Below are 13,624 nucleotides of genomic sequence, written 5' to 3'. Positions count from 1 at the left end.
ACTCATGAAAAAAGAGCAGGTTTTCACCTGCTCTGCAATCTTCTGACGTTTTTATGTTTGTTTCTGTTGAGTATGTCTGTTCCCGATGTTTCCTAACTCTCTAGTAGCAAATATTACGTACTTTATTGATCGTTTCACAAGATGACGTGTGCTTTCACCACACTAAAAATTTATGAATTAGGACAAGCGTCCTAACATCAACTTATAAAAGTAGGCTTTTAACCCTATCAATAATGTGGTTTTTCAACCACGCTTCGGCATTCAACCCTGCCTGTCCGTAGGCATTTTTTAATCGGGTTTATATTTGCTAGAAAACATCATCTTATTTTCTAAGCTTTATTACTATATCATGTTTCCAAGAACTTGTAAAGCGTTTTACGAAAAAAATATAAAAAAGTTCGCAAAATATTTGTATTTTATTTGATTTAATACTAGTTATTCTCTTGTAAACGATTATAAAGTGAACAAAATGATTTTCATATTTAATTTAAAATTTTTTATGCAATTCTATACCCTTTACCTTCGGTGTTTGATCTATTAGAGAAGATGTCGACATTTTATATCATTAAAATCGTGCAACTTTTTTCAGATACTTTTAAAAGATTGATTTCATTAACTGTTTCCTTTATACTGGATAAAAAGGAGATTAGTATGTCAGAAACAAATCACGAAATCGATTCAAATTTTGCAGGTCGTTTAAATATCCTACGTGCTGGTGTTCTTGGTGCCAATGATGGAATTATTTCCATTGCTGGTGTAGTTATTGGGGTTGCCAGTGCTACCAGCAATATCTGGATTATCTTTTTATCTGGATTTGCAGCTATTTTGGCCGGTGCCTTTTCAATGGCTGGTGGAGAATATGTATCCGTTTCAACTCAAAAAGATACCGAGGAAGCAGCCGTTGCGCGTGAGAAACTCTTGCTAGACCAAGATATGGAACTAGCCAAAAAGTCCCTCTATGCTGCCTATATTCAAAATGGCGAGTGTGAAACATCAGCCCAACTTCTCACCAACAAAGCCTTTTTAAATAATCCGCTCAAGGCTTTGGTAGAGGAAAAATATGGGATTGAGTATGAAGAGTTTACCAATCCTTGGCATGCTGCTATCTCTAGCTTTATTTCTTTTTTCCTTGGTAGCTTACCACCAATGCTGTCAGTAACTATTTTCCCAAGTGAATACCGCATCCCTGCTACTGTCCTTATCGTCGGTGTGGCCCTTCTTCTCACTGGTTACACTAGTGCCAAACTTGGAAAAGCCCCAACCAAAACAGCTATGATTCGGAACCTCGCTATTGGCCTCTTGACCATGGGAGTTACTTTCCTGCTCGGACAACTTTTCAGCATTTAGAAGACAAGAAATACCTCGATTTTGAAGTCGAGGTATCTTTTTTACATTTGCACAATCTTGCGATAACTTCTTGAAGTAATCATGAAAATCAGCACATAGGCGATGAGGAAGATAGCGCAGATAGACAAGGTCACAATCAACATCATATTCGTATCTATTACACCAATCACTTTTAAAATCAGACTAAGCATATGGTAGGCAAAGGCTAGGTGTATGAAGGCAAAAAGCAAAGGAAGGAAGAAAACAGTTAAAACCTGTTTGTTAATGGTTTGCTTGATTTGCTTTTGATCTAAACCGACTTTCTGCAAGATAATAAAGCGTTCACGGTCTTCATAGCCTTCAGAAATTTGTTTATAGTAAATGACCAGAACGGTTCCGACCATAAAGATAATGGATAGGAAAATACCGATAAAGAAGACACCACCAAAGAGGGCACTCATCTGAGCACTAGCATCTGATAAATTACTACCATAAACATAGCTACCTTCCGTGTTTAATTGAGCATTAAACTGATCGAGGTATTTATCATACTCGTCAGCGACCTTGAGTTGTTCTTCTTCACTGGCATTTACATTCATGCCACCGTAAAACTGATTATAGATAGCCGAATCTGGGAATTGATCCAAAAAGGCTTGTAAATCAGCTACAACAAGGTAATTGTAATCAGCAGTCAAAATATTAAACTGATTTGGGACATGGTTGACAATGAAATCTTTATTAAATTCTTCTTTGACAGAAAATTGATGATCATTTAGAGTTAGAGTTTTCTGTTCTTTAACTCCCTCATTCTTTGCAAAGAGTCCGACCTCATTTCCTGATAGAGACAGTTTTTGACCAGTCATATTTTCATAATCTTTTTGATCAAATACCATGAAAACTGTTGTGGGTTGGACACGATTTTGTCCTTTTTCAAAAAGGGTTAACTTATTTCCTTCTTGGTTCGCAACACCAAAGTAAGTGTAACGAAGAACTTCTTTCTCTTTAATCTGATAACCTTTGTCACTTGCAAACTGGCTCAAGAGTTTGTCCAAGTCTTCTTTTTCAACATTTTGCCCTGAAACCCCAAAATCATGAGGATTTAGAACTTTTTTAAAGCTTTCTGCGGAATTGAAAATGCTTGTCGCTGCTGACATGGTTACCAAAACCATTGTTGACAAGATAGCGATGGTTGCTAGTCCAACTGCATTTTTCTTCATACGGAAAATCAAGTTAGACACTGAGATAAGGTTATTTGGTTGGTAATAGTATTTCTTGTTTTTCTTTAAGATTTGAAGGAAAACGGTAATTCCTGCATTAAACAATAGATAAGTACCAAAGATAACCAGTAAAACAGCTATGAAGAAGGTTGTTAAGGCTGTAAGAGGATCTTTTACCGTAAGGGCAAGATAGTAGCCAATCCCTAAACTAATGGAACCAAGAATCGTTTGGAGAGGAAGGAAGCGACCTTTTTTCTCACCGCTAGCTTTCTCACGCGAGAGCTGGAGGGCATTCATACGGGCGATTCGAAGGGCATTCAGTAACATGAGGCCTAGGAAAATCAAACCGAAGACAACAAGTACTGCAATGACAACATTCATCTGGAAGGTAGCGACCAGTTCCACCTTCAATTTCATCAGTTTGAGCAAGAAAGCGAAAATTAACTTGTCAAACAAGGCTCCAATACCGATACCTGCTCCAACAGTTAAAATCCCAAATACCACTAACTCCTTAAAGGTCATACTGATTAGATGACGCTTCTCCAAGCCCAACATGCCATAAATTCCTAGTTCCTTGGAACGGTTCTTCATGACAAAACTATTGGCATAGAGGACGATAATGGCTGACGCAAGGGTGACGACAAACATACCAAATCCTAGAGTAGCTTGAATGGTTGTCCCTCCACGGATTTCCGAAATCTTGGGATTGAAGGTTAAGGAGTAAAAGAGATAGGTGACGGTGACTGCCAAGAGAACAGCCAGCGCAAAAGGATAGTAGAGTTTGCGGTTTTTAATCAAGTTCGATACCGCTAACTTATTGGTTAATCGAAACATACTAATTCACCTCGCTTGCCATGACAGTCAAGGTATCAGAGATTTCTTGGAACATCTGACGTTCTGTCTTCTCTCCACGGTAGATTTGGTTGTAAAGAATGCCGTCTTTGATAAAGAGTACACGTTTAGCTCTGCTAGCTGCTGCTGTTGAGTGGGTTACCATAAGAATGGTTTGTCCACGCTCATTGATTTCATCAAAAACATCAAGAAGAGCAGCAGATGACTTGGAGTCAAGGGCTCCTGTTGGCTCATCCGCAAGGAGAATTTCAGGTTCTGTAATGATAGCGCGTGCTACTGCTACACGCTGTTTCTGACCACCAGAAATCTCGTAAGGGTACTTCTCTTGCAATTGGTTGATTCCCAGATTCTCAGCTGTCACCACCAATTTCTTCATCATTTCCGTAATGGGTCTTCTTGACAAGACAAGCGGAAGCAAGATATTGTCTTTTACAGAGAGAGTATCTAGCAAGTTAAAGTCTTGGAAGACAAAGCCCAATTTTTCACGACGGAAGCTAGAAGCCTGTGAATTTTTAATGGTTGCGGTGTCAGTTCCATTCAAGTAAACCTGACCACGAGTTGGTTTATCCAGCATAGCTAGGATATTGAGAAGAGTTGATTTACCAGAACCAGACTCACCCATGATGGCAACGTAGTCACCCTTTTCTACGGTAAAGTGAATATCCTTGAGGGCTTCTACTTGGTTGCCCTGAAAACGTGTTTTATAAATTTTTTGAACGTGTTTTACATCTAAAAGTGTCATGAGAATCTCCTTTCTTAATATCCCATCAAATGAAATGTTGCTTGCATCATAGCGCATCCCAGTTGAACACGCTCGATATCTTTATGGCTTGGTTTTCTTGTTTTCTTATGTAAGATTTGTTTCATGATGTTACTCCTTTGTTCTTTATGAGTCTAGTTTACATCAAAAACAGGCCGCTTGCCATAACCTAACCTTACAAAAGAGACTTTAATCTTACATTTTTGTAAGATTGGGGGAAATGTAGGCATTTCATTAAAAATATTTTACCATAAAAAGAAAGTAAGAAGAAAACCCTTGCAGATACAAGGGTTCAAAAATTTTAAAATAGATTAGTCGAATTCATAGACTAACAGTAAAATAACTGTTTCTACCTCACCAAAACCATCCATCATTTTCTTCAATAGCTTGGGCTTCTTTGCGTTTGCGTGGGCCTGTTCCGTACATTTCTGCTTCAATTTCTTCCTTGGTTGGCATGATAGAAGCTAGGATGATATAGATAATCACGCCAAGTCCAAAGTTTGCAACTGTAAAAATGGCAAACAGAAAACGTACAAGGGTAACATCAAAGTTCCACTTGTCTGACAGACCTGCCAAAACTCCTGAAATCATGCGATTTCGTCTCATTTTATAAAATTTACTATTCATGATATTTCCTCTTTCTGCTAGGTTAGATATAGTATATCACGGGTAGGCTCGGCTTTCATCAGTCCTCAGGCTGATTTATTAGTAGCAATTTACCTCTACAAACTCCACAGCGATAGCGTTTGGTATCAATCCTTCGCTTGCGCTGATACCTTTGCTGGCAGGATTGACAACGATAGACCTTGAGTGGTTTGGAGTTGCTATTTGGCAAGGTTGGTACAAAGCGTAATCCATCCACTGCTTTCAACAGTTCCTTAAAATCCCGATCCTTGTGTTGATAGCCCTTCCCTTGAAAATAGAGGTGATAATGACAGAGTTCATGTCGGACAATTTTCCTAAAAACATCCAGACCCAGTTCCTGATAAACCTTGGGATTAAAATCCAAATGCCCATCTTTTGGGAAAAATCGCCCACCTGTCGAACGTAGACGCCTATTCCACTGGGCATGATGGATAAAAGGTCTGCCGAAGTCTTTTAGTGAAACCTGCTTGACGTAATCAGTCAGTCTCATTTGGAGCTAGAAGCGACAGATTGACTTTTTCACGTTCAGTATCGATTTTCTTAACCCAAACCGTTACCAAATCTCCAACTGACACCACTTGACTAGGGTGTTTGATAAACTTGCGACTCATGTGGGAAATATGAATCAAGCCGTCCTCGTGAATTCCGATATCAACGAAGGCACCGAAGTCAACGACATTACGCACCACACCTTCCAGCTTCTGACCAACCACTAAGTCTTTGATATCTAGGACATCTTGCCGAAGTACAGGTGCGTCAAAGGAATCACGGAAATCTCGACCTGGTTTGAGAAGATCGGCAATGATATCTTTAAGAGTTTCTGGACCAAGGTCTAGTTCTTGCGCCATTTCCTTGATTGATAGCGACTTGAGTTTGCCTTGGGCTTCTTCGTTTAGGTCTTTAATATCTAAACGTTTGAAGAGGTCCTTAACCGCAGCATAGTTTTCTGGGTGAACTCCTGTATTATCAAGGATATTGCTACTTTCAGGGATACGAAGGAAACCAGCTGCCTGTTCAAAAGCCTTGGCACCCAGACGCGGAACCTTCTTAATTTGAGCTCGTGAAGTGATTTTTCCTTCTTCTTCACGATACTTGACGATATTTTCAGAAATGGTTTTATTGAGTCCAGCGACATGGGAAAGAAGAGCTGGGCTGGCTGTATTGACATTGACACCGACTTGGTTTACCACTGTATCGACAACAAAGTCCAGACTCTCAGATAATTTCTTCTGACTGACATCATGTTGGTATTGACCGACACCAATTGACTTAGGATCGATTTTGACCAATTCCGCAAGAGGATCTTGCAAACGACGGGCGATAGAAATGGCAGAGCGTTTTTCAACGGTCAAGTCTGGGAACTCCTGACGAGCAAGTTCACTGGCAGAATAGACCGAAGCACCACTTTCATTGACGATGACATAACTAACCTCAGGAAAATTTTTAAGAACTTCCGCCACAAAAGCTTCACTTTCACGACTGGCCGTTCCATTACCGATGGCAATAATCTCTACACCGTATTGACCAATCAAATCTGCCAAATCTTTCTTTGCTTCTTCGATTTGACGAGCTGATGCTGGTTTGACAGGATAAATGACCTGAGTTGTCAGCATTTTTCCTGTTGCATCCACGACAGCTAGCTTGGCACCTGTACGAAAGGCAGGGTCAAATCCAAGAACCACGCGCCCTTTCAGCGGAGCAACCAAGAGCAGATTGCGCAGATTGTCCGAAAAGAGTTGGATAGCCCCTTCTTCTGCTTTCTCAGTTAATTCCGTCCGAATGCGTCGCTCGATAGCAGGCAAAACTTTTTTCTTAACTGACTGTTGGACAACTTCATCTATATAGGCGTTTTTCACCTTGAAACGAGAAGCAAAGAAAGTTAGAATACGGTCCGTCGTATGTTCAAAACCGACCTTCAAGACACCTAGCTTCTCCCCACGATTGAGGGCTAAGGTACGATAACCCTGCATATTTCCAACTGTCTCTGAAAAGTCATAATAAATCTGAAAGACCTGCTTTTCATCAAGACTCTCATCTTTGACCTGCGAGGTGATTTTAGAGTGTCTCAGCACTTCCTGATAAGTTAGAGCGCGTAAATTGACATCTTCAGATAAGGCTTCGACCAAGATATCAACTGCACCAGCCAAGGCTTCCTTCCCAGTCGCAAATCCTTCACAGACGAATTTTTCAGCTTCCTTCTCTAAGTCAGTTACATTCTGCAAAATCAAGCGAGCAAGCGGAAAGAGTCCGGCTTCACGGGCAATAGTTGCCTTGGTTCGACGCTTTTCCTTGTATGGAAGATAGAGTTCTTCTACGTCTGCTAATTTTTCGGCAGCTAAGATAGCTTCTTCCAATTCCTTGGTCAACTTGCCTTGTTCTTGAATCTTAGCTAAAACAGCTTCCTTACGGTCGTTGAGATTTGTCAGACTTTTATCCAAGTCAATAATGGCCTTAATCGCCACCTCATCCAGACTACCAGTCATGTCCTTGCGATAACGCGCGATGAAGGGAATTGTCGCCCCTTCAGCTGTCAAACTTAGAACGGTATCGATTTGCTTTAACGTCACTCCCAAATCTTGGGAGATTTTTTCATATTTTTTATCCATGAATCTATTATACCACAAGCGGGAAGGCTTGCTCCAATCCTTTTCATACTCAATGAAAATCAAAAAACAAACTAGGAAGCTAGCCACAGATTGCTCAAAACACCGTTTTGAGGTAGTAGATAAGACTGACGAAGTCAGTTACCTATACCTATGATATCTACGGCAAGGCGAAGCTGACGTGGTTTGAAGAGATTTTCGAAGAATATCAACTATCGAAAACAAATTAAAAACCGCCCTTTTCCTCAAAATAATAGTATAATAGAGGTAGAATTTAGAATCGAGGTACACCTATGGCTGTAAAATTTACAAAACGAGACGACTTGGACAAGATGTTTGAAGAGTTTGCGAAACTCCCTGATTTGAAACAAGTCACTTTCCCTGATGATAAAGAGAAAAAAGCCAAAGCAGAAAAGAAAAACTAGATGACTGCTTTCCAACAACTCCCGTCTAGTGTGCTTCAGACTGGGGCTATTTTTCTCTCTATAATCATTGAAGCCCTACCCTTCGTTCTGATAGGAAGTATTGTCTCAGGACTGATTGAGGTTTATATCACACCTGAAAAGGTTTATCATTTTCTCCCTCGAAATCGTTGGGGGAGAATCTTTTTTGGGACCTTTATCGGGATGCTTTTCCCTTCTTGTGAATGTGGAATCGTCCCCATTATCAATCGTTTTCTGGAAAAAAAGGTTCCCAGTTACACAGCCGTTCCCTTTCTCGTAACAGCACCTGTTATCAATCCCATTGTTCTATTTGCGACCTATTCTGCCTTTGGCAACTCCTTCCATATCGCCCTATTACGAGCTCTTGGTTCCATTCTTGTGGCTGTGATACTTGGGATTTTTCTAGGATTTTTCTGGCAAGAACCGATTCAAAAAGAAAATCGTTTGGCCTGTCATGAACATGATTTTTCTCACTTGACCCCTGCAAAAAAAGTTTTTCAGGTCTTTGTGCAGGCCATTGATGAATTTTTTGATACGGGACGCTATTTGGTATTTGGCTGTCTCTTTGCCTCTATGATACAGGTCTATGTTCCAACTCGGATTCTGACTTCTATCAGCGCAACTCCTCTTTTTGCCATCCTGCTCTTGATGCTTTTGGCCTTTCTTCTGTCGCTCTGTAGTGAGGCGGATGCCTTTATCGGTGCTTCTCTTCTCTCGAGTTTCGGTTTGGCACCAGTTCTGGCCTTTCTCGTCATTGGCCCAATGCTGGATATCAAAAATATTCTCATGATGAAAAATTACTTGAAAGCACGATTTATCAGTCACTTTATTACGATTGTGACTCTTGTCGTCTTAGTGTATTCTCTCTTGATTGGAGTCATCCTATGATTCGATTTTTAGTTTTAGCTGGCTATTTTGAATTGACTATTTATCTCCATCTGTCGGGCAAATTAAACCAGTACATCAACATGCACTATTCCTATTTGGCCTATATTTCCATGGTGCTTTCCTTTATCTTGGCTATTGTTCAATTGTACATCTGGATGAAGCAAGTCAAAACCCACAGTCATCTGAACAGCCGATTGGCCAAGGTTACTAGTGTTGCTCTTCTGGCTATTCCTATTGTCGTCGGTTTAACTTTTCCAACTGTTAGCTTGGATTCTCAGACCGTTTCTGCCAAAGGATATCACTTCCCCTTATCAGAAGGCACGGATCAAGCCATTCAGACAAGTGAAGGGACGACAAGCCAATATTTGAAACCAGATACCAGTTCTTATTTTTCAAAATCAGCCTATGAAAAGGAAATGCGTACTGCGGCGGATAAATACTTGTCCCAAGGTAGCATTCAGATCACCAACGAAAACTATATGGAAGTCATGGAAGCTATCTACGACTATCCAGATGAATTTGAGGGCAAGACAGTCCAGTTCACAGGCTTTGTCTATAATGACCCCAGTCATGCCAATAGCCAATTTCTGTTCCGCTTCGGCATTATCCACTGTATAGCAGATTCAGGTGTCTATGGATTGCTGACCAAGGGAAATACCCGTCAATATGAGAACAACACCTGGATAACAGCCAAAGGAAAACTGGTCAATCACTACCATAAAGAACTCAAACAAAATCTCCCAACCTTGGAAATCGATAGCTTTACCAAAGTCGATAAACCAGAGAATCCCTATGTTTATCGCGTGTTTTAAAAAGCAAACCAAGTTCATAAAAAACTCTAAGCAGACAGAGCCTGATAACTCATGACAGAAAAAGAAGTTTATCTTATAATTAATGAAGATGGACAATACAAATCCGTGGTGTTTAATAGGGGTTTTCCTAACCTCTACAAAAAACTGGATGAACAAGAGTCATGAAATAACTCGAATATGCCTTGAGCATGAAAATATCTTACTAGTAACCTCTTGTTCTATTGTTCAAATAGTTAACAGGAGGTTTTTATAATGGAAGTTATGATTGAAACTCGTTGTGGAATTGATGTCCACCAAAAGTCTATCGTTTGTTGTATTCTAGATGGTCTACTAGATACTAATAAGCCAAAGAAAATTCAGAAGAAATTTGGGACAACTACTGTAGCTCTTCACAATGCCTTAGATTGGATGGTATAGTTGCTTAGTTTAAAATAACCAGCTTATAATAAAGCTATGGCATTTAGATTACATCAAAGAAGGACACAGCCATGTCGAGGCAGCTAAAGTTTTGATGTTGGCGTCAAAATTCTCTTCACGTGGGAAAAGAAAGACGTGAACAAGGACACTTAGAGAGGAAAAAGCGAGTCGTCAAAAAGCGGAAGATCTCTTTAGAAGAATTAAAAGCCTTTGTAGAGGCTCATCCAGACGCTTTTTTACGGGAAATTGCGGCACATTTTGATTGTGTTGTTCCTTCAGTATGGGCAGCTTTAAAGTAGATTAAGGTCACTTTAAAAAAGGACGACTAGCTTTAAGAAACAAGATCCAGAGAAAGTCGCTGAATTTCTTGATATTTTGAATAGCTTAAAAGATTTACCAGTCGTATATATTGACGAAACAGGAATCGACCGCTACCTTTATCGTCCTTATGCACGGGCTCCTAGAGGGGAGAAAGTCTATGAAAAGATTAGCGGACGGCGTTTTGAGCGGACTTCAATTGTTACAGGACAAGTAGACGGAGAGTTTATAGCTCCCATGATTTACAAGGAAAGTATGATGAGCGACTTCTTTGTGGAGTGGTTCAAAACGCAACTTCTGCCTGCTTTGAAGACACTTCATGTCATTGTCATAGACAATGCTAGTTTTCATCCCAAGAACATCTTGGATGAACTCTGCATCCAAGATAAACACTTTTTCTTACCCCTACCGCCTTATTCACCAGATTTGAATCCTATTGAGCAAACTTGGCCTATCTTGAAAAAGAAAGTGACGGATTTATTAAGGGAAGTCCCAAATATTTTCAAATATTTAGAGCGCTTTTTGAAAACTAAATGACTATAATACGAGGGATTTGATGGTTTTTCTTGACGATAGAAGACTCAGCGACCATCATTTTAGAGCATATATTTATAATGGATTGAATCTAGAATAGTACACAACTAATTCTAAAACCTGTATAGAAATTAATTTGAATTCACTAATCTTTTTGTTCGTATCCTATTTCAATTCACTATATAACTCAATTTCATAATAAAACACCTCAAAAGTTAGATTTTCTAGCTCTAACTTTTGAGGTGCAGCTCATTTATGTATGATAGTCTTTTGGTATTATTTCATCTATCTTTGTTAAAAGAAAGAATACATATTATGAATTTGGGTCATCAAGACTACGGCCATGTAATCCTTTTTCACGTTGGACTTGACGTAGTTTCTCTGGTGTAACATCGTTCCCTTCTTCGTCCACAATTTTGATTCCTTCGATGTGGTGACGAACAGTGCGACGATAACCTTCAATGTACTCCTCACGTAGTTTGGCTTGTTCTACTTTTTCTTCTGGGGTCAAGCCTTCTGTTTTTTTCTTTTTGGCAAGCTCGTTAATACGATCAATTTTTTTAGGATCCATGTTTCTCTCCTTTATGATAAGATTTAATCCGTTTAACAGATTTTATTTGGTATTGATTTGGTTAAAACGTGCAAGTTTAGCTGCTTTCTTGGTTAATTGCGACAAGATTGCCAAACGATTTTGACGGACTGCTTCATTTTCAGCCATAACCATGGTATTCTCAAAGAATGCATCAATAACTGGACTAAGCGCAAAGAGCTGTTTCAATTGCTGACTGGCAGTCCCTGACAAAACGAGTGATTCGACGGCTTCTGCCAAGGCTTTCTCTTCTTCATTCTCAAAGAGAGCTGAATCAACTGTAGCAACTCCTTCTGCCTTCTCAGCCAAATTAAAGGCACGAGAAAGTGATTCGACAGACGATTTAAAATCTTCTTTCTTGCTTGCTTCTACGAGAGCATTTGCTGCTTCCAACATATCCGCCACAACAAAGTTTGATCCTGCAAGAACGGCTTCCTTGATATCTTTTGGAGTAGAACCCATCATCTTATCAACACGAGCCTTGATAAAATCCATAACCTCTGCCTTATTTTCATAAGTCAAGCTGTCAAATTTCAATGCATAAAGGCTATCTATCAGCTCGTCCATAGCAATGTGCCAACCAAAGGCATCCAAGATACGAACCACACCTTGAGTCGCGCGACGAAGAGCATAAGGGTCATTAGAACCTGATGGAATCAAGCCTACTGAGAAGAAACTCAAAATCGTATCCAATTTGTCTGCAATAGCTAGAATGGCTCCAACCTTGCTCTCTGGAAGTTCTCCTTCAGCTGATGTAGGCATGTAGTGTTCACGAATAGCAGCTGCCACTGCTGGAGTTTCACCAGCAAGAAGGGCATATTTTTCACCCATAATTCCTTGTAGCTCGTCAAATTCACCAACCATCCCAGTCAACAAGTCAAACTTGTAAATGGCTGCTGCACGGGCTAGGTCAATCGTTTCATCCGCTGACAAGCCTGCTTTTTCTGCCAAGAGAATAGCAATCTGCCCCGTACGAATCATGTGTTCACGAAGGGAACCAATCTTCTCATGGAAGGTGACATTGTTTAATTTTTCAACAAGGTCAGAAATCACCAATTTTTGGTCTTCACGCCAGAAGAATTCACCGTCTTCCAAGCGGGCTACCAAGACTTTTTCATTTCCTTTGATGACATTTTCCAAATGCTCTGCATTTCCGTTACGAACAGAAATGAAGTTTGGCAAGAGCTTGCCGTCTTGATCACGAACAACAAAGTAACGTTGGTGTTCTTTCATTGAAGTCACCAAAACTTCTTCTGGAACTTCAAGGTATTTGGCATCAAAACTTCCCATAAAGGCAGTTGGGTATTCAACCAAGTTCAAGACTTCATTAAGCAAATCAGCATCAATTTCGATATGTACACCATGTTTTGCCTCAATTTCCTTGATTTGGTCAACAATCATTTGCTCACGTTCACGTGGATCTGCGATTACAAACTGCTTACGAAGGTCTTCTTCGTAGCTCAATGCTGACTGAATTTTGGTTTCTTTCCCCAAGAAACGATGACCACGACTCACACGACCTCCCTTAATATCAAGGAAATCCAAGTCAAACTCTTCTTCATCTAGAAGAACAGTCAAAGTGTGAACAGGGCGGATGTATTCAAAGGTGTTGTTAGCCCAGTGCATGCTGACAGGGAAAGTCAATGACTTCAAGACATCTACAACACCAGGAACAATTGCTTCAACTGCTTGACCAACTTCTTCCTTAGTGACATAGACATATTCTTCACCCTTGATTTCACGGAATTCGATATCTTCAACAGTCAAGCCTTTTCCACGAACAAATCCTTGAGCTGCTTTGGTGAAGTTTCCATCGCTATCCAAGGCAATTTTCTTTGCTGGTCCCTTGAAATCTTCTGTCAAATCAGATTGTTTGTCTGCAAGACCAGTCACACGAACAGCCAAACGACGTGGTGTTGAGAAGGTTTGAATAGCTTCAAAAGACAAGCGATTTTCCTTAAGGAAGGCTGCCATTTTTTCGCCTAGTTGTTTTTCACTTGGTGTGACAACATAGGCTGGTAATTCTTCAAGACCGAGTTCTACTAATAAGTTTTTTGTCATGTTTTTTCTCCGAAAAATATCTTTTTATTTTCCAGTTTGCCTTATGTGATTGGCATGCAAGCAACCAACTTCGTTGTTTCATTGCTAAAATTGGAGCCAAAAGTCTCCAATTTTGCCTAGTATCCTTAGTTTCACTAAGGATACCTTCATCACTGCGGC

12 protein-coding genes and 1 pseudogene are annotated in these 13,624 nt (G+C 40.0%); 6 read left to right on the top strand and 7 right to left on the bottom strand.

All coding sequences use genetic code 11. The annotated features are described in order from the left end of the window. Window positions 1-651 precede the first annotated feature (651 nt). Window positions 652-1,347: a VIT1/CCC1 transporter family protein gene (locus N8L90_RS00160; protein ID WP_247932799.1), complete on the top strand. Its 696-nt coding sequence runs from the start codon at window positions 652-654 to the stop codon at window positions 1,345-1,347. Window positions 1,348-1,388: 41 nt separating this feature from the next. Here the strand turns inward: N8L90_RS00160 and N8L90_RS00155 are convergent, their stop codons facing one another. The 5 genes from N8L90_RS00155 to N8L90_RS00135 all read right to left on the bottom strand — a co-directional run bounded on the left by N8L90_RS00155 (window position 1,389) and on the right by N8L90_RS00135 (window position 7,406). Next, window positions 1,389-3,377, bottom strand: a complete 1,989-nt coding sequence (locus N8L90_RS00155; protein ID WP_247932798.1) for an ABC transporter permease — start codon at window positions 3,375-3,377, stop codon at window positions 1,389-1,391. Window position 3,378: 1 nt separating this feature from the next. Then, on the bottom strand, window positions 3,379-4,137 hold the full coding sequence (locus N8L90_RS00150; protein ID WP_000173372.1) for an ABC transporter ATP-binding protein: 759 nt from the start codon (window positions 4,135-4,137) through the stop codon (window positions 3,379-3,381). Window positions 4,138-4,509: 372 nt separating this feature from the next. Next, a complete protein-coding gene (locus tag N8L90_RS00145) occupies window positions 4,510-4,782 on the bottom strand; it encodes a PspC domain-containing protein (protein ID WP_033685104.1) in 273 nt (90 codons plus the stop codon). A 58-nt stretch (window positions 4,783-4,840) separates the two neighbouring features. After that, a complete protein-coding gene (locus N8L90_RS00140; protein WP_261023743.1) occupies window positions 4,841-5,290 on the bottom strand; it encodes a SprT family protein in 450 nt (149 codons plus the stop codon). Next, window positions 5,277-7,406: a Tex family protein gene (locus tag N8L90_RS00135; RefSeq protein ID WP_247953121.1), complete on the bottom strand. Its 2,130-nt coding sequence runs from the start codon at window positions 7,404-7,406 to the stop codon at window positions 5,277-5,279. Before N8L90_RS00135 ends, N8L90_RS00140 begins: the two co-directional genes overlap by 14 nt. Window positions 7,407-7,696: 290 nt before the next feature. Here N8L90_RS00135 and N8L90_RS00130 point away from each other — a divergent pair, with 290 nt between their 5' ends. The 5 genes and pseudogenes from N8L90_RS00130 to N8L90_RS00110 all read left to right on the top strand — a co-directional run bounded on the left by N8L90_RS00130 (window position 7,697) and on the right by N8L90_RS00110 (window position 10,818). Next, window positions 7,697-7,828, top strand: coding sequence for an SPJ_0845 family protein (locus tag N8L90_RS00130; protein WP_000268685.1), 132 nt, complete (start codon window positions 7,697-7,699; stop codon window positions 7,826-7,828). Next, entirely contained in the window at window positions 7,829-8,734 is a 906-nt protein-coding gene (locus N8L90_RS00125; RefSeq protein WP_261023742.1) for a permease, read from the top strand. Next, complete coding sequence (locus N8L90_RS00120; protein ID WP_261023741.1) at window positions 8,731-9,546, top strand: TIGR03943 family putative permease subunit; 816 nt, start codon at window positions 8,731-8,733, stop codon at window positions 9,544-9,546. The genes N8L90_RS00125 and N8L90_RS00120 overlap by 4 nt, the downstream gene beginning before the upstream one ends. A 252-nt stretch (window positions 9,547-9,798) precedes the next feature. Next, window positions 9,799-9,963, top strand: coding sequence for a hypothetical protein (locus N8L90_RS00115; protein ID WP_203175416.1), 165 nt, complete (start codon window positions 9,799-9,801; stop codon window positions 9,961-9,963). Window positions 9,964-9,988: 25 nt separating this feature from the next. Then, window positions 9,989-10,818, top strand: a pseudogene (locus N8L90_RS00110) (IS630 family transposase). A 310-nt stretch (window positions 10,819-11,128) separates the two neighbouring features. Here N8L90_RS00110 and N8L90_RS00105 read toward each other — a convergent pair. Both N8L90_RS00105 and glyS read right to left on the bottom strand, forming a co-directional pair. After that, window positions 11,129-11,386: a DUF896 family protein gene (locus tag N8L90_RS00105; RefSeq protein ID WP_000371299.1), complete on the bottom strand. Its 258-nt coding sequence runs from the start codon at window positions 11,384-11,386 to the stop codon at window positions 11,129-11,131. Between the two features lie 42 nt (window positions 11,387-11,428). Beyond that, window positions 11,429-13,465, bottom strand: a complete 2,037-nt coding sequence (gene glyS, locus N8L90_RS00100; protein ID WP_203175420.1) for a glycine--tRNA ligase subunit beta — start codon at window positions 13,463-13,465, stop codon at window positions 11,429-11,431. Window positions 13,466-13,624 lie beyond the last annotated feature (159 nt).

Origin of the sequence: Streptococcus mitis (assembly GCF_946190115.1) — a bacterium.
GTDB lineage: Bacteria > Bacillota > Bacilli > Lactobacillales > Streptococcaceae > Streptococcus > Streptococcus mitis_CO.
The sequence above is the reverse complement of the archived record's forward strand: the minus strand, read 5'-3'. Positions and strand labels throughout refer to the sequence as shown.